Source organism: Halorhodospira halophila SL1 (assembly GCF_000015585.1).
In the GTDB taxonomy this organism is placed as follows: domain Bacteria; phylum Pseudomonadota; class Gammaproteobacteria; order Nitrococcales; family Halorhodospiraceae; genus Halorhodospira; species Halorhodospira halophila.
Genome location: NC_008789.1, coordinates 2,079,063 through 2,095,955, shown reverse-complemented (window position 1 = coordinate 2,095,955; position 16,893 = coordinate 2,079,063). Strand labels below are relative to the sequence as shown.

Below are 16,893 nucleotides of genomic sequence, written 5' to 3'. Positions count from 1 at the left end.
GTTAGAACTGGGCCTGCTGCTTGCGGACCTCGACCATCTGTTCGGAGGCGTTGATCGCATCGCGCAGGGTGGTGACGCCGCGCTCCTCGAGCAGCGGCAGCATCTGCGCGAAGATCTCGCCGGTGACCAGGGTGTCGCCCAGCGCCGTGTGGCGGCCGCTGATCTCCACCCCCAGGCGGTTGGCGATGGCCTCCAGGGTGTGCTCAGGGGTGTGATCGTGCAGGAAGACCGACAGCAGCAGGGTGTCGAGCACCGGGTTTTCGAACTTCAGGCCGCACTGACCTTCCTTGAGGCGGATGAACTTCATGTCGAAGGCGGCGTTATGGGCGACCAGCACGGAATCGCCGACGAAGGCGCTGAACTGCGGCAGCACCGTGGCGATCCCCGGCTTGTCGGCGACCATCTCGTCGCGGATGCCGTGGAACTTGATCGACGCTTTGGGGATCGGCCGCCCGGGGTTGACCAGCTGCTCGAAGCACTCGCCCTCGAGGATGCGGCCATTGACCATGCGTACCCCGGCGATGGAGATGATCTCGTCGCCTTCCGAGGGGGCCAGTCCGGTGGTCTCGGTATCGAAGATGACGAATGATAGCTGGGCCAGGGGGCGATCGAGCAGCTCGCCCTGATCGGCGGCCTGGTCGGCCAGCGAGAAGTCGTAGAACTCCGGCCGCGGTGGCAGGCGCTCGCCGGGCTGCTCCCACTGGCGCCGCGATAGCGGCACCGGGATGCGCAGCAGGGCGCGTCCTTCGCAGCGAGGTTGTATCTGGCTCCAGGCGACGCTGTCGTGGCGCTCCAGCACCCCGCGCGGGGTCAGTTGCCCGGTGGCCTCGGGCAGCTCCTCGTCCAGCCACGTCTCGAGCTGATCCGGCGGGATCGGTGGGCCCTGCCAGGAGAGATCCAGATACACCCGCTGATCCCCCATCAGGGGCTCGGCGCGGATCTGCTCGATGCCGAGTTCGCCGCGCAGGTGGCGCAGCATGTGCTCCAGTACCAGGCCGATGGAGTGGCTCTCGGCGTGCATCCACAGCGGGATGCCGACCACCTCGACCTTCGGCAATCCCTCCGGGTGGCGGCGCAGGACGCTGGCCAATAGGTCCGCGCTGCTGATGTCCGCCATGGTCCAGGGGGCCGAGACGAGTCGGTGGGTCTCCCGGGCCATGCGCTCGAAGCGTCGGCTCAGCTCCCGGCTTTCGTGGACCATGAGCGTCTCGAACGACTGGCGCTGCTCGCGGGCCATGGCCTCGTCGCCCTGGCCGAGGCTCTCGGCGGCGGCGCGCAGGTTCGCCAGCGGCGGGCGCAGGGCCTCCACGGCGGTGCGCAGGGCGTGGTCGCGGCGGGCTACGCCTTCAATCTTGCGGGTGATGTCCTCGATGGTCAGCACGAACCCCGAGCGCAGGGGGCTGGAGGAGGGGAGCAGGCTCATCCGGCAGTGCAGCAGGGCGCCGTCATCCACCGTCGCGCAGACGAATTCGGCGCGGTTTTCCGCCACGGTGTGGTCGTCGGCGATGGCCAGGCGGTGTTGGAGCATCTCCAGGGTGTGGTCCACCGCCGAGCGGGCCAGCACGTCGTAGATGGAGCGCCCCAGACCCAGTGCATCACTGCGCAGGATCTCGCCGGCGGCCGGGTTGTAGAGCAGCACCCGGCCCTCGGTGTCGCAGACGATGACCCCCTGCTGGATCTCGCGCAGAACGATCTCCAGCCGCGTCTTCTGGTTCTCGACCCCCTGGGCGCCGGAGCCCAGGGCCTTGGCCACTTCGCGCCGGGTCTCATAGAGGTTGCTGCCCAGCGTCTGTAGGCTCTCCGGGAGCTCGCCGAGCAGGTGCATGCTCGGGATCTCCAGTTCGTGGGCCGGGTTCGAGTGGGCCATGATCGACGCCCCGCGGGCCAGCGCGCCCAGGGGGCGGATGACGGTGGCGTCCAGGAGGATCCAGATGGCCACGGTGGCGCCGATGAGCACCGCGCCGGCGCCTCCCAGGGCGAGCAGCGCATTGGCGCGCTCCGGTCCCTCGGGAACGTGTCCCAGGGTCAGGTAGCCGACGGTGGCCAGGGCAGCGGCGATCAGCAGCAGCAGGACCAGCGCCGGTGCCCAGAATTTCAACCGGCGACGTGCCATGGCGCTGGCCATTACTGTGCCCCGTTGGCGAGGATGTGCTGGACCGTTTCCACCACCTCCTGGGTTGAGAACGGTTTGGTGATGTAGTCGTCGGCGCCCATGGCCAGTCCTTTCTCGCGCTCCACGTCACGTCCCTTGGCGGTCAGCATGACCACCGGCAGGTGCGCCCACTCGCTGCGCTGACGGATCTCCTGGCAGACCTCGTAGCCGTCCTTGCGGGGCATCATCACGTCGAGCAGGACCAGGTCCGGGATGCGTGCCTCGAGGGCTTCGATGGCCTGCTCGCCGTCCTGGGCGGTGCGCACCTCGAAACCGGCCTGCTTCATCAGGAACTCCAGGGACAGGACGATGTTGTCCTCATCGTCCACGATCAGGATCTCTTGGCTCATCTTCGTGGCCGCCTCCTCTCGGTTATTGGGCCGGATCTCGGTCGCCGTCGACACGCCTGGCGTCGGCGGCGCACGCCCTTATTCTAAAGGCCGAAGACGCCTTGTACGCGGTCCTGGAAGCGCTTGACCGCTTTCATGCTCGTCGCCAGGGACTGGCGGGTCAGGTCGTCCAGCTCCTCGGGGTCGATGTACTTGTCCGGAGCGGTGCCCGCCTGATGCTGTTCGATCTGGTGGGTCAGCAGCAGATCGAGCAGCTCTTCGTGGCCGGTGAGGACCGAGTCGACCATCTCGCTGGTCAGCACGCCCTCGCGGCGAAGGCCCTTGAGCCGGGCCACGGTGTTGGTTTCGCGCACACTGGCCGAAAGGGCATAGATGCGCGCCCCGTTGGCGATGATGCGCAGCCCCTTGCGCTTGATGTCCACGCAGCCGTTGCCATTGTCGCCGCGGCGCGAGCGGATCAGCCGGTTGAACAGCCCCACCGCCGGCTGGCCCTCGGCGTCATCACCGGTCATAAAGCGCAATAGCTTGGGCTGTTCCTTGAGGGTGGCCAGGACGAAGTCCCAGAGCTCGGTCACCAGGCCCTGTTCGCCGTAGAGCAGCTCGAAGTCGAGGAAGATGTTGCACCAGCGCGCCGAGGTGCTGTTCGGGTGCCGGGCCATGTAGCGGAACTGTTGCCGCCAGCGCTCCAGCGGGTGACGGTACTCCGGGTTGCGGGCCATGATATCGCCCTTGCACCACTCGTAGCCGAGCTCGTCGAGGCGGATGTTCACTCGCTCGGCGAAGGTGGCGAACCACTCCGCCTCGGTTTCGTCCAGGGGGCGGGGGTCGTCGCCGCCCCGGGGACAGTCGCCGATGATCATGGCGTTGTCCTGGTCCGGGTTGATCAGCGCCTCGCGGCGCGCCAGCGAACCGAGGATCAGCAGGGCGTAGGGACGCGGCGCCTCGCCCCAGCCTTCGCTGCGGAGTTCATCCACCACCAGGTCGATGCAGCGGCGCTGGAGCTGCAGGTGGAATTCGCTCAGTAGATAGGTGGCGCGGCTGGCCTCGCGGTTGTTGTTCCAGGCTTCGCGCGCCACGTAACCCACCTCGCCGGCGAGTTGCTGCAGCTCCGACATGCTGGTGGCCCGGTTGATGCGCTCGCGCATGACGGTCTGCTGGGCCATGATCGCCTGGAGCATGTTCGACTGCGAGAGCATGCCCACCGGCCGTGTGCCGTCCATGACCACCAGGTACTTGACGTTCTCCCGCGCCTGGATGTCCTTGGCCTCGGATAGCGGCGTCTCGGGGCCGATGGCGGTGATCCGCTCGGCGGCCTCGACGATGGAGGCTTCGGGGGTCAGCCCCCGGGTGAAGATGGCGCGACCGATGGTGCGCAGCGTGGCCAGGCCGACCAGACCGCCGGCCTCGTCGAGCACGCCGATGCTGCCGATCTTGCGTTCGTCCATGAAGCGGAAGGCTTCGCCCAGGCTGCAGTCCGGCTGCTGGTAGGTCAGCGGCGTGGACATGGCGGTGCGCGCCGGCTGCGACAGGGCACCGGTGGGGCTGCCGCGATGCTGCCAGGAGTTGGCGCGGATCCGGTCGGCGATAATGCGGCTCAAGGCGTCGGCCAGGGGCGGGTGTTCGCGCTCGAGGGTGCGCACATCCTCGAAGGGGATGCCGACCACCAGCGACGGCCGGGTGGCCCGGGCGGTGAGGGTGTAGGGCTCGTCGTCGAAGTAGCTCGACAGCCCGAGCAGGGTCACCGGCTCGCGGACGGTGACCACGTTGTGGGCGTCGCGCAGCTCGACCCGCCCCTCGTAGAGAATATAGAGGGTGTCGCGGTCCGGGTCGCCGAGGTGGAAGAGCACGTCGCCGCTTTCCAGGTGATGAACCCTGCCACGCGCCAGCAGTGCGCGCAGTAACTGTTCATCAAGGTTGCGGAAGACCTCGTTCTCGGCCAGGCGACCGACGTCCAGCGTGTCGGCGGACGGGTTTTGCTCCCCGGGGCTGTTCGCTCCGGCGGCCATCGGCGCTTCTCCTGTGCGGGGGTCTGCTCGCTTTGATCATGCCCAACCCCGGCGGCAGAGACAAACCGCTGCGCGGGTGTTACCCACTGGTGTTACCCCTGGGAACGTGGCTTGTTACCGAAGGTAACGCGTGGACGCATGGTCGTGCTGCGGGGCCAAGGCCCATCAGTGGGTTAAGCGCTCTGGGGCGGGTGGCACGGTTTTCGCTAGAGACCGCCGACCCCTGCGGGGGGATTGCAACACCTCATAACTCAAGAAATGTGAGGGGGAGACACGAATGTCAGCTATGGCCATATGGCTGTTGGTGTTTGTAGGCCTGTACTGGGGCTACTGCATCTTCTGGGGTATCAAGGGATACCTTTGGTCGCGCACAGCCAGCGACTACTTCGTGGCCGGGCGCTCCGTCAGTATGTGGGTCTTCATACTGGCGGCAACGGCCACATCGTTCTCAGGGTGGACGTTCGTAGGACACCCGGGCCTGATCTACGAGGACGGCCTGCAGTACGCCTACGCCTCGTTCTACTCCATCTGCATCCCGTTCACCGGCATGCTGTTCCTCAAGCGCCAATGGATGATTGGCAAGCGTTGGGGTTACGTCACGCCGGGCGAGATGTTCGCGGACTACTTCCGGACGGACTCGATCCGCATCCTGATCCTCATTGTGGCGCTGATCTTCGCAGTGCCGTACCTGGGGATTCAGCTGCGCGCCTCGGGCTTCCTGTTCCACGTGCTCACCGACGGCTGGATGGGCGTCGAGATCGGCATGTGGCTGCTGTCCGCGGTGGTGCTGTTCTACGTGGCCTCGGGCGGTCTGCGCGCCGTGGCGTACGTGGACGCGGCGCAGGCTGTTTTGCTCATTGTGGGCATCTTCGTCATCGGCGTCGTGACGCTCTACTACATCGGCGGCTGGAACAACTTCACGCACGTGATTGCCGGCCTGGTCGAGTGGGAGACCGCCACCGGTGGTGCGGGTGAGGTCTCGCCGGGCATGGTGCCGGGGGATAGCGGTGCCAGTGGCTATGTCGCCATCCCGGGTGCCATCCAGTGGGTCGGTGCCGCGGCCAACGCCCAGGGCGGTGTCTGGACCGGCGTCATGAACATCACCTACATGCTGGCGCTGGGCGGCATCATGGCCTCCCCGTCGTTCACCATGTGGGCGTTCTCGAACCAGAACCCGCGTCCGTTTGCGCCGCAACAGACCTGGATGTCCCCGGTGGGCGTCGGTGCCCTGATGTTCACCTTCCTGGCGATCCAGGCGATGGCCACCCACGGCCTGGGGGCCAACACCGAGTTCGCCAAGGACATCTTCTCCGACGAGCACGGTGAGCAGCTGGCCGAGTACCGGACGCTGTTCGAGGCCTCCGAGGAGCACCAAGGGCTGGTGGACGAGGTGCGCGAGCGCCTGGACGCCGGCGAGTCCCTGGACGGCATGGATCTCAGCCCGCTGGTACCCACCGCGGTCATGCAGCGCGGCATGATCCAGGCCGAGCATCCGGAACTCAGTCGTCAGGAGGTCGAGCAGGTCATCGCGGCCGGTCTGGCGGCGCTGTCCATCGGTGAGGATCCGCGCAACATGGATCCGGACTGGCTGGCAGCTCTGCCGGGCGATCTCGAGCGGGCCTGGCTGGACCTGTCCCTGGATCGGGGCGGTGACAGCGAGCTTGTGCCCCAGCTGCTGAACATGCTGGAGGCGGCGGCGCCGTGGCTGGCGGCCCTGCTGGCGGTCTGTGCCCTGGCGGCCATGCAGTCCACCGGCGCGGCGTACATGTCCACCACCAGTGGCATGTTTACCCGTGACCTGCTGCGTCGCTACATCATGCCCAGTGCCAGCAACCAGGCCCAGGTGGTGGCGGGCCGGGTCTTCGTCACCATCCTGGTGCTTGCGGCCCTGACCGTGGCGACGGTGACCACCGACGCCCTGGTGCTGCTCGGCGGTCTGGCCACCGCCATGGGTACGCAGATGTGGGTGCCGCTGGCCGCCATCTGCTTCTTCCCCTGGCTTACCCGTCCGGGTGTGGTCTGGGGGCTGGGCGTTGGCATCGTTGCCGTGCTGATGACCGAGAACATCGGCATCGACCTGCTGGCGGCGGCGGGCGTCGACGTGCCCTGGGGCCGTTGGCCGCTGACCATCCACTCTGCCGGGTGGGGCCTGGTGCTTAACGCCCTGGTGGCCGTGGTCGTCTCGGCGATGACGCAGAACAACAAGGAAGACTACGATCACCGCATGACGGTGCACGCCTTCCTTCGCGAGCATGCGTCACTGCCGGCCGAGAAGCGCCACCTGATCCCGATCGCCTTCACCATCGTCATCGGCTGGTGGATCTTCGCCTTCGGTCCGGGCGCCCTGCTGGGCAACTGGGTCTTCGGTGATCCGACCAACCCCGATACCTGGTGGTTCCTCGGCCTGCCGTCCATCGTGGTCTGGCAGCTGCTGTGGTGGGTGATCGGTATCTACATGATGTGGTTCACCTGCTACAAGTGTGAGATGAGCACCGTGCCCGAGAAGGAAATCGAGGTCCTCTTCGACGAGGATCAGGGCAAGGCCCGCTACGACGTGAGCCGTCCGTAACGGGTCGGTGGTCATCGACCACTGCAACCGGGTAGCGCAGGGGGTCGTTCCGGCCCCCTGCGCCCCTCCCTTCAAGCGGTTTCATTCGAGCGAGCGATATGGATCCCACAACCCAATTCCTGTTCTGGGTCGTTCTGCTGGTCGTCATTCTCTTCTATCCGGTCAGTCAGTGGATCTGGGTGTTGAGCGTGCGGCGGCTGCAGCGGAAACTGGACCGGGAGTTGTCTGAAGAGGAACTGGCCGGGCAGAAACGGCGGGCCCGTGTGCTGGCCACCGTCATCCTGCCGGTGTTCTCTTTCTTCCTGAATTCGGCAACGTTAGGTGTGTTGCAATGATCAAGATTACCGAGCGGGGGTACCGGACCTGGGTGGCCATCGCCATCGTGGCGGCGCTCCTGCCGCTGGGCTACGCCCTGTATCAGGGGGTGGCACCGGATCGGGGGCCGGGCGATGTCAAGACCATCGCCGGCGATCGCGCCCTCCAGGATCGGCGCTACGATCGCGCCCTGGAGCAGTACACCCGGGCGCTGGAGGAGGCGCCGGAGCACCGTTACGCTCACCTGGGCAAGGCCACGACGCTGCTTGAGCTAGGCGAGCTGGAACGCGCCATCCACGTGTACGACCGGTTCATCGAACTGATCGATCCGGAGTTCGCCGGCGCCTACGCCAACCGCGGGATCGCCTACGACCGGCTCGGTGAACACGAGCAGGCGCTTGCGGACTACCGTAAGGCGGCGGAACTGGACGAGGCGGTGGATGACGGCCCGGGGTGGTTGACCCGCTTCTTCCACATGGGACCGGACGGCCAGCCGAGCATCTCGGAACGCGCTGACTACCTCGAGGAGCAGCTGGCGCTGCCGGAAGATGAGCGTAAGCTCTCCGACCCGGAAAAAGACAGCCAGCAGAGGGCCTACACCCAGCGCCCCGATTAGGCGAGGGCGTCGTCTTGGTGCGGTCTTGACCGCTGCGGATCCCGCCGGGCGGGGTGTTCACCCCGCTTACCCTCATTGCAAGGGCAGACAAGCGGCCTGTGGGATGGTCCGTGGCCCCCGGAGCTCAGCTCAGCCCGCGTCCAGCGGTGCGACGCCGAGGATCGGCAGCCCCAGGATGTCCACGAAGAGAAAGCGCATCGCGAAGATCAGCGCGATGCAGCCGAAAAGCAGGTGCACCGTCGGGTGATCGCCTTCCGGGTCCTTGTAGGTCAGCCCGTGCCAGGCAATCGCCAATGTGACGAGGAAATAGATCCAGGGTGACATGAGGCTCTCTGGTTGTCGGTGATCCGTACACAGGGGGTCGAATGCCCATCGACCGAACCCTGAACCCTCAAACACGCGATGCGGAAACGCACATCCGGGGGACGAGGCCGGTCTCCCGGCCTCGTCCGTACCCCGTCTACTGGTTGGCCCGATCCTCGATCAGGGTATCGACCACTGTCGGGTCGGCCAGCGTGCTGGTGTCGCCCAGGCTGTCGAGCTCGTTCGAGGCGACCTTGCGCAGGATCCGGCGCATGATCTTGCCCGAGCGGGTCTTCGGCAGCCCCGGCGCGAACTGGATGATGTCCGGCTTGGCGATGGGGCCGATCTCCTGGATGCAGAGTTTGACCAGCTCCTGCTTGAGCTCGTCGCTCGGCTCCTCGCCGGCCATCAGGGTGACGTAGGCGTAGATGCCCTGGCCCTTGACGTCGTGGGGGTAGCCCACCACCGCGGCCTCACTCACCTTGTCGTGGAGCACCAGGGCGCTTTCGACCTCGGCGGTGCCCATGCGGTGACCCGAGACGTTGATGACGTCGTCGACCCGGCCGGTGATCCAGTAGTAGCCGTCCTCGTCACGGCGAGCGCCGTCACCGGTGAAGTACTTGCCCGGATAGGCGGCCAGATAGGTGTTGAAGAAGCGCTCGTGGTCGCCGTAGATGGTGCGCATCATGCTGGGCCAGGCGCGGTTGATCACCAGGTTGCCGTTGGTGGCGCCCTCCAGGACGTTGCCCTTGTCGTCGACCAGCTGCGGCTCGACACCGAAGAAGGGCAGGGTGGCGGAACCGGGCTTGAGGTCCATGGCGCCGGGCAGCGGCGCGATGAGGATGGAGCCGGTCTCGGTCTGCCACCAGGTGTCGACGATGGGGCAGCGGTCTTCGCCAATGGTGTGGTAGTACCACTCCCACGCCTCGGGGTTGATCGGCTCGCCCACGGTGCCGAGGATGCGCAGGCTCTTGCGCGAGGTCTTCTTCACGTGGTCGTCGCCCTGGCCCATCAGCGCGCGGATGGCCGTCGGCGCGGTGTAGAAGATCGAGACCTCGTGCTTGTCCACCACCTGCCAGAAACGCCCGGCGTCGGGGTAGGTGGGCACGCCTTCGAACATCAGAGTCTTGGCGCCGTTGGCCAGAGGGCCGTAGACGATGTAGGAGTGGCCCGTGACCCAGCCCACGTCGGCGGTGCACCAGTACACCTCGCCATCCTGGTAGTCGAAGATGTACTTGTGGGTCATGGCGGTGCCGAGCAGGTAGCCGGCGGTGCTGTGCTGAACGCCCTTCGGCTTGCCGGTGGAGCCGGAGGTGTAGAGGATGAACAGCGGGTCCTCGGCGTCCATGTGCTCCGGCGGGCAGTCCGGCGAGGCCTCGGCACAGGCCTCGTGGAACCAGACGTCACGCCCGTCGTTCCAGGCGATGTCGCCGCCGGTGCGGCGGACCACGAAGACCGTCTTGACGTTGGGGCACCCCTCCAGGGCCTTGTCGGTGTTGGCCTTGAGCGGAATGCTGCGACCGCCACGGACGCCCTCGTCGGAGGTGATCACCACCTCGGCGTCGGCGTCCTGGATCCGGTCGCGCAGCGCCTCCGGCGAGAAGCCGCCGAACACGATGGAGTGAACGGCACCGATGCGGGCGCAGGCGAGCATGGCCACCGCCGCCTCGGGCACCATCGGCAGGTAGATGCAGACGCGATCGCCCTTCTTGACGCCGCGGGCCTTGAGGGCGTTGGCCAGGCGACCGACGCGCTCGTACAGGTCGCGGTAGGTGATGTGCTCATCCTGGTCCGGTTCGTCGCCCTCCCAGATGATGGCGGTCTGATCACCCCGGGTCTCCAGGTGGCGATCCACGCAGTTGTAGGCCACGTTCAGCGTCCCGCCCTCGAAGAAGCGGATGTCGCCCTTGGCCAGATCCCAGTGGCAAGTGGTGCCCCACTTGCTGAACCAGTCCAGGAACTTGTCGGCCTGCTCCGACCAGAACCCCTCGGGATCCTGGATCGAGCGGTTGTACATCTCCTGGTACTGCTCGAAGTTCAGATGAGCGTCCCGCTGGATCGTCTCGGGGACGGGATACACCTTGGTCTCCGACATCGTTCTCTCCTCCCGGATTTCTGATCGGTCAAGCGGGCCGTCTCCTGGCGACGACCCGGCCGTAAGTGCCCGCGCTCCGGCGCTCCGGTCACGCGGGGAGGATAGCAGAGCAGAGTGTTACGAGGTTGCACGTCCCGTCGCTTCCAGGTGTGTCGAAAGGTAACACGTTAGGTCCGGTTGTTACCCGGCCGCGGGATCCCGTGGCGCTGCCGTTTCTCCCACAGCGCCTTGCGGCTGATGCCCAGCCCACGGGCCAGGGCGGTCTCCGTCATGTGGTCCTGATGGGTAAGCACATACTGGCGGAAATAGTCCTCCAGGGACAGGTCCTGACGCGGGCCTGCGTCGGCCTCGGCGGTGGGGCCGCTCGTGGTGCCGGACGGGGCGCTTTCGCCGGCCGGCAGGCCCAGCATGTCCGGAGAGATGGTGCTGCCCTCGCTGAGGATTACGGCCCGCTCGATGGTGTTCTCCATCTCGCGCACGTTGCCGGGCCACGGGTAGGCCGTCATGGCGTCGATGGCCGCCCGGGAGAGCTCCAGGGGTGCGCGGTTGAGCCTTTGGCACGCCTTTTCGAGCAGGAAGCGCGCGAGTTCCGGGATGTCCGCCTCGCGTTCGCGGACCGGGGGCAGGCGGATCTCCATGACGTTGATGCGGAAGAACAGATCCTCGCGGAACTCACCGGCGCTGGCGAGGCTCTTGAGGTCGCGGTGGGTGGCGGCCACCAGGCGGATGTTGACCCGTCGGGCGTGGGTCGAACCGATGCGCCGGATCTCCCCCTCCTGCAGCACGCGCAGCAGTCGCCCCTGCGCCTGCTGAGGCAGTTCGCCGATCTCGTCAAGGAACAGGGTGCCGCCGTCGGCGGATTCCACCAGCCCGGCGCGGGCGCCCACGGCCCCGGTGAATGCGCCCCGCTCATGGCCGAAGAGCTCCGCCTCGATCAGCCCGTCGGGGATCGCCGCGCAGTTGACCGCCACCAGCGGACCCTCGTGGCGCTCGCTTTGCTCGTGTAACGCCCGGGCCACCAGCTCCTTGCCGGTGCCCGATTCGCCCAGGATCAGGACCGAGGTGTCGGTCGGGGCGACCTTGCGGATGCGCTCGAAGACCTTCTGCATCGCCTCGCAGTTGCCGACAATCCCGGTGACCGGGTAATCGCGCTCGATATGGGCCTTCAGCGCCGCATTCTGCCGCTGCAGGCGGCCCTCCTTGAGGGTGCGTTCGACGAGCAGCAACAGTTCGTCGTGGTCAAAGGGCTTGGCGATGTAGTCGGCTGCCCCCTGGCGCATCGCCTCCACCGCCGACTGCACGCTGGCGTAGCTGGTCATGATGATCACCGGCGCTGCGGTGCGCCCGATGGCCTCGGTGCCGGGCTCGCCGGGCAGCCGCATATCCGCGAGGATCAGGTCGAAGGCGTCCAGGTTCCAGCGCTCTTGGGCCTGCTCCAGGGAGTCGGCCTGGTGGACGCTGTACCCGTGACGGCTCAGCAGCCGGTCCAAGGCCTTGCGGATAACGGCTTCGTCCTCGAGTAGCAGCAGGTCGGCCATTGGGGTTACTCCTCCTTGCTCTCGGCGCGCTCGGTCGGCGGCGCGGGGTCGAGTACCGGCAGGGTGATCCAGGCTGTGGTGCCCCCGTTGTCGGCCGTGATCGAAAACTCGCCCCCCTGTTCACTGACGATGTTGTAGACCAGCGGCAGCCCGAGTCCGGTGCCCTGGCCCACCGGCTTGGTGGTGTAGAACGGCTCCATCACCTTGTCGACCAGCTCGGCCGGGATGCCCGGGCCGTTGTCCACCACCCGGATCTGCACGCGATCGCCGTAGCGGCGGGCCGAGATCGCGATCCGTCCGCCGGGGCCGCAGGCATCGGCGGTGTTCGAGAAGAGGTTGACGAAGACCTGGGCCAGCCGTTGCCGATCACCGCGGACCTGGAGTTCGGGCCAGAGCTGGTTGTCGATCTCCAGGTCCTGACCACGCTTGCTTAACTGGACCAGCCGGCGCGCCTCCTCGACGGTCTCGCTGAGCGGCACCGGGTCCGGCGTGCGCTCGTCGGTGTTGCCGGCGTGGGCGTAGCCGATCAGCGTCTGCACGATGTTATTGATCCGCCGCGTCTGTTCCAGGATCTCGTCGACGCTCTCGCGCAGGAGCTGTGGATCGGACTCGTGGCGCAGGTTCTGCGCCAGGGAGTCGATGCCGGTGACCGGGTTGCCGATCTCGTGGGCCACGCCCGCAGCCAGGCGGCCGATGGAGGCCAGTCGTTCGCTGTGGGCCAGCTCGCGCTCCAGGCGGCGGATGTGGGTGATGTCCTCGATGATCATCAGGGTGTCGCCGGTCCGGCCGCGGCCGGACTCGCGGATGCACGTCTTGTGCAGCGACAGCCAGCGCTGCTCGCCGCCGGGCTGCGGGAACTGCTCCTGGTGCTGCGGTTGCTCGATGGTCAGGAACCGGTTCAGCAGCTGATCCCACGGGGGATGGAGGTCACAGATCCGCGAGCCCAGCGCGGTGTTCGCCGAGATCCCGGACAGGCCCTGCATGGCGGTGTTCCAGCGCACCACGCGGCCGTGGGCGGTCACCGCCACGACGCCCAGGGGGAGGTCCTCGAGGATCTGGCGGTGGTAGCGGCGCAGCCGGTCGAGTTCCGCGGCGAGGCCCCGGAAGCGGTTGCGCGAGGACTCCAGGCGCTCCTCGATCTGGCGGATGTTGTGGGCCAGCGCGGTACGGGCCGTGCGGTCGAGCTGCAGCCGCTTGTCGACGATCATGCGCGCGAGCATCGGTCCCATCATGCCGGAGAGATTGCGCTCGACCTGATCGCGCAGGGCGCGGAGCTGGTCGGGACGGTTCTCGCTCCAGGCCAGCCCCAGGTCGTGCAGGGCCTTGTCCACCTCCTGGCGGGCCGCCTCTTCACCGGTGACCGGCGCCAGCTGGATCACGAACTGCGACGGCGAGGCGGCCTGCAGCGTCCCCGGCGCGATGGCTGCCGTCTGATCCCGACAGACCTCGGCGGCCTGCCGCTCCGCGGAGCGCTGGGGGGTGAACAGCGAGACCCCGACGAACAGCAGGCCGTTCAGGGCCAGGGACCAGAAGGTGGCGATGCCGTAGATTTCGGTCGCGCTCTCCCGGGCCTGGGGGAAGCCGAGCAGGAAGAACGGCTCGGTGCCGGCCAGCGCCGGCAGCAGGATGGTGTCCAGCCAGATCAGCGAGCCGCCGAGCAGGCCCGCCACAAAGCCGTAGACGGTGGCGCGCTGCCAGTAGAGGACGCCGATGATCCCGGGCAGAAACTGGGCCATGGCCAGGAAGGACATCAGCCCCCACTCAACCAGGCCCTCGGTGCGGTCGAGCAGCTCGTAGAAGGTGAACCCGAAGACGATGAGCATGGTGATCAGGAATCGCCGGGTCCAGCGCAGCGTGGCGTAAAGGTCCGGCTCCTGGTGCGGCAGCGACTTGATCAGCGGCATCACCAGGTGGTTGAGCGTCATCGACGACAGCGCCAGGGTCGAGACGACAATCATCGCTGTCGCCGCCGAGATGCCGCCCAGATAGACCAGCAGGGTCAGCGGCTCCGAGCCGGACAGGGCCGCCAGTCCCAGCACGTAGTACTCCGGGGCGGTGTCCGTGTTCAGCGCCGTGCCGGACCAGAGGATCGGCGGGACGGCCAGGGCCAGCAGCAGGAGGATCAGCGGGAAGGCCCAGCTGGCCCGGGTGAGGCTGCGCGGCGAGAGGTTCTCGGTGAACAGGATGTGGAACTGGCGTGGCAGCAGGAAGGCGGCGGCGAAGGTCAGGGTCAGCAGGCTGAGCCACGGGCCCTCCAGCGCCGGCTGGTAGAAGTCGTCCAGCTGTTGCGGGTTCTCGCTGAGCCACGCCGACAGCCCCGCCGGGCCGTCGAAGGCTAGGTCGACGGCGACCCAGGCCACCATCAGCAGGGCACCCAGTTTGACCAGGCTCTCCAGGCCGATAGCGACGACCAGCCCGGTGTGCTTGACCCGCGGGGTGACGTGCCGGGCACCGAAGATGATGGCGAACACCGTCACGATCAGGCAGAAGGCCAGGGCCAGCGGCCGAGGATCGTGGCCCCCGCCGGTCAGGACCAGGGTCGACTCGGCCACGGCGCGGATCTGCAGGGCGATGTACGGCAGGATGCCGGCGAGCATGATGGCGGTGACCAGAATGCCGGCGAACTGGCTGGAGAAGCGGAAGGCGAAGACGTCGGCCACCGAGGTCAGCTGTTGGTTGCTGGTCAGGCGCAGCAGGGGGGCGAGGAGCACCGGCGTGAGCAGGAAGGCCGCGGTGACGCCCAGGTAGATGGTGGCAAAGATCAGGCCGTTTTCGTCGGCGAAGCCTACCGAGCCGTAGTAGCTCCAGGTGGTGGCGTAGACCCCCAGAGCGAAGACATAGAAGACCGGATGGCGGACCACGCTGCGCGGGAACCAGCGCCGGTCCACGGCGAAGGCGATGACGAAGAGCAGCCCCAGGTAGACGACGCCCACCAGGAAGAGGGTGAGCAGGTCAAAGGTCACGCCCGGTTCCCCGTTCGATCAACCAGCCACCCAATGCGATCACCACCGCCCAGCCGAGGTACGGGACGTACCACGGCGGCCGGGCCTCCATCCACCAGTCGGTGAACGGCGTGGCCAGCAGGAAGAGCACCAACAAGAACAGCGCCACGCTGCCGGCGGCAGGTCCGGGTCCATAACGCAACGGGGATTCCCTCCAGATGGCGCCTGCGCGTGCAGCGCGCTCGTTATGTTACGGAAAGTAGCACGCTGCCGTCAGGGGGGGGCTATCGCCGCGGCTCCGGCAAGGCGCTGAGCCTGGAATCTATCGCGTTGGGGGTAACCGAATACCCATCGGTGTGTCCCGTGTCCCCAGGGTGTGATGCGGTTCGTTGTCGCGGGCTGGGTGCTCGTGCATCCCGCCCTTAGGGCTAACCCACTGGAGGGACTTCGGAAGAAGCTGAGGTTATAGCGTGCACCTGTCCATCGATCTGGACTCCCACCACGTGAAGCCTTACTTGGCGAGAGGCCTTTGGGGTACGCTCATCTCAGACCTGCAACACCGGTTGCAATAACGTCTCAGCGTTCCTGGGGGGCAATGTTCCATGTCGATGCAAATAGAGCGGGGGGCCCGAAGTCGGTCCTCTGCGGCCAGTTGCGCAGATCGCCCCGGGCGGGGTACTCCGCGCCGGCTCCAACAGTGCTCGCTCGGTGTCGTTACAGCGCTAACCATGGCGGTGTCGTCCAGTGTTTCCGCTGCGCCCGGATTGGTCACGACGCCCGGCATGGGCCTCGGCGACGGCTCCCACCCAGCGACGCTGCACACGGTTGCGGGTAACCCCGCAGGGGCGGCAGCAGCGGATCGGGTCGGTGTCCAGTTTGGGCTTGGCAGCGTAGGCGTGGGCTATGAACTCGGGCCGGTTGATGGGCTGGTCGATGAAATCGACGACATCATCGACATCCTTGACCGGGATGATCTGGGCCCGAGCGAGGCGGATGACCTGATTGAACGTACCGAGGGCGTCCTCGCTCAGCTGGGGCAGGACGGTTGGGGGAAGCTCCAGTTTGGTGGCCGTCCGCCGCTTGCCCCGCTGGTTGTTGGCAGTGCCCGCTCCGGGTGGTCGGTGGCTCTGGACGCTGAAGCCACGGGCCACCTCGGGTTCAGCATACTCGATGACGAGTTGCGGTTTGTCCGCGAGACCGAGCAAATCCAGAGCAATACCGCGGCATACCTGAAAGGCGGCGGTATCCTCCGGCTCTCTGCAGCCCCGAGCCTGCGCGTTGCAGAGTGGGAGGGAGGGCGCGAGCTGTTCGTCGGTGCTCGGGTCAGCCATTACCAGGCGGAACTCTCCAAGGCGGTGGTCGCCCTTGCCGAGGATACGAACCGGGATTTCGGGGATATCGTCGAGGATGAGATCGACCGCCAGCAGGAGACCTCCAGCGCGGTTGGCCTCGACCTGGGTGTTATGTACCAGACCCGTTTCTTCCGTGCCGGCGGCGCCTGGAAGAACATCAATGAACCCACCTTCGACTTTCCGGCAGTTGGTACCGATTGCTCCGGGGAAGCGGACCCGGATCTCCAGGCCAACTGCCTCACGGCGGCCAATTTCTCAGACCGGATTACGCGCGAGGAGGCGTTTCGTCTCAACGAGCAGGTGACTCTGGAAGGCGCTCTCCACGATCCCGCCCAGCGGCTCGTCCTGGCCGCCAGTTACGATGCGAATACCGTTCGGGATATCAGCGGCGATGAGTACCAGTGGCTGGCGTTCAGCCTCTCCTACCGCATGCCGTGGTATCTGAAGTGGGTTCCCGATCTCCGCGTGGGCTACCGGGAGAATATGAGCGGTTCGGAGCTGAGCTACACCACTGCCGGCCTGACCTGGCTGGGTGCGGTGACCCTGGACGTGGCCGTCGCGGATCAGGACCTGGAACACGACGGCGAATCGATCCCGCGTAGCGCGATGGCACACCTGGGCTTTCAATTGCGCTTCTGACCGGCGCCCTGAGCAG

The 16,893-nt window shown here is 66.8% G+C and carries 12 protein-coding genes; 4 read left to right on the top strand and 8 right to left on the bottom strand.

Going from position 1 to position 16,893, the window contains the following annotated elements:
* Window position 1: 1 nt before the first annotated feature.
* The 3 genes from HHAL_RS09615 to HHAL_RS09605 all read right to left on the bottom strand — a co-directional run bounded on the left by HHAL_RS09615 (window position 2) and on the right by HHAL_RS09605 (window position 4,508).
* Window positions 2-2,125, bottom strand: a complete 2,124-nt coding sequence (locus HHAL_RS09615; protein WP_011814688.1) for a 3'-5' exonuclease — start codon at window positions 2,123-2,125, stop codon at window positions 2-4.
* A complete protein-coding gene (locus tag HHAL_RS09610) occupies window positions 2,125-2,502 on the bottom strand; it encodes a response regulator transcription factor (RefSeq protein WP_011814687.1) in 378 nt (125 codons plus the stop codon). Before HHAL_RS09610 ends, HHAL_RS09615 begins: the two co-directional genes overlap by 1 nt.
* An 83-nt stretch (window positions 2,503-2,585) precedes the next feature.
* Window positions 2,586-4,508 carry a putative nucleotidyltransferase substrate binding domain-containing protein gene (locus HHAL_RS09605; RefSeq protein WP_011814686.1) on the bottom strand — a complete coding sequence of 641 codons (1,923 nt, stop codon included), beginning with the start codon at window positions 4,506-4,508 and terminating at the stop codon, window positions 2,586-2,588.
* 277 nt (window positions 4,509-4,785) lie between these two features.
* On the opposite strand from HHAL_RS09605, the gene HHAL_RS09600 reads away from it, so the two are divergent.
* The 3 genes from HHAL_RS09600 (at window position 4,786) to HHAL_RS12750 (ending at window position 8,008) form a co-directional block, all read left to right on the top strand.
* Window positions 4,786-7,077 (top strand): sodium:solute symporter family transporter, encoded by a 2,292-nt coding sequence (locus tag HHAL_RS09600; RefSeq protein ID WP_011814685.1) that lies wholly within the window; start codon window positions 4,786-4,788, stop codon window positions 7,075-7,077.
* Window positions 7,078-7,175: 98 nt separating this feature from the next.
* Window positions 7,176-7,412 carry a hypothetical protein gene (locus HHAL_RS09595; RefSeq protein ID WP_011814684.1) on the top strand — a complete coding sequence of 79 codons (237 nt, stop codon included), beginning with the start codon at window positions 7,176-7,178 and terminating at the stop codon, window positions 7,410-7,412.
* The gene (locus HHAL_RS12750) at window positions 7,409-8,008 is read left to right on the top strand and encodes a tetratricopeptide repeat protein (protein ID WP_011814683.1); all 600 of its coding nucleotides are present in this window, start codon (window positions 7,409-7,411) and stop codon (window positions 8,006-8,008) included. Before HHAL_RS09595 ends, HHAL_RS12750 begins: the two co-directional genes overlap by 4 nt.
* Window positions 8,009-8,137: 129 nt before the next feature.
* Here the strand turns inward: HHAL_RS12750 and HHAL_RS09585 are convergent, their stop codons facing one another.
* The 5 genes from HHAL_RS09585 to HHAL_RS09565 all read right to left on the bottom strand — a co-directional run bounded on the left by HHAL_RS09585 (window position 8,138) and on the right by HHAL_RS09565 (window position 15,088).
* Window positions 8,138-8,332 (bottom strand): hypothetical protein, encoded by a 195-nt coding sequence (locus tag HHAL_RS09585; protein ID WP_011814682.1) that lies wholly within the window; start codon window positions 8,330-8,332, stop codon window positions 8,138-8,140.
* Window positions 8,333-8,468: 136 nt separating this feature from the next.
* Window positions 8,469-10,406, bottom strand: a complete 1,938-nt coding sequence (acs, locus tag HHAL_RS09580) for an acetate--CoA ligase (RefSeq protein WP_011814681.1) — start codon at window positions 10,404-10,406, stop codon at window positions 8,469-8,471.
* 167 nt (window positions 10,407-10,573) lie between these two features.
* Entirely contained in the window at window positions 10,574-11,944 is a 1,371-nt protein-coding gene (locus tag HHAL_RS09575; protein ID WP_011814680.1) for a sigma-54-dependent transcriptional regulator, read from the bottom strand.
* A gap of 5 nt (window positions 11,945-11,949) precedes the next feature.
* Window positions 11,950-14,907, bottom strand: a complete 2,958-nt coding sequence (locus HHAL_RS09570; protein WP_011814679.1) for a sensor histidine kinase — start codon at window positions 14,905-14,907, stop codon at window positions 11,950-11,952.
* Window positions 14,897-15,088, bottom strand: a complete 192-nt coding sequence (locus HHAL_RS09565; protein ID WP_041595162.1) for a hypothetical protein — start codon at window positions 15,086-15,088, stop codon at window positions 14,897-14,899. The genes HHAL_RS09570 and HHAL_RS09565 overlap by 11 nt, the downstream gene beginning before the upstream one ends.
* 400 nt (window positions 15,089-15,488) lie before the next feature.
* Here HHAL_RS09565 and HHAL_RS09560 point away from each other — a divergent pair, with 400 nt between their 5' ends.
* On the top strand, window positions 15,489-16,877 hold the full coding sequence (locus tag HHAL_RS09560; RefSeq protein WP_011814678.1) for a conjugal transfer protein TraF: 1,389 nt from the start codon (window positions 15,489-15,491) through the stop codon (window positions 16,875-16,877).
* The last annotated feature ends 16 nt before the right edge of the window (window positions 16,878-16,893 follow it).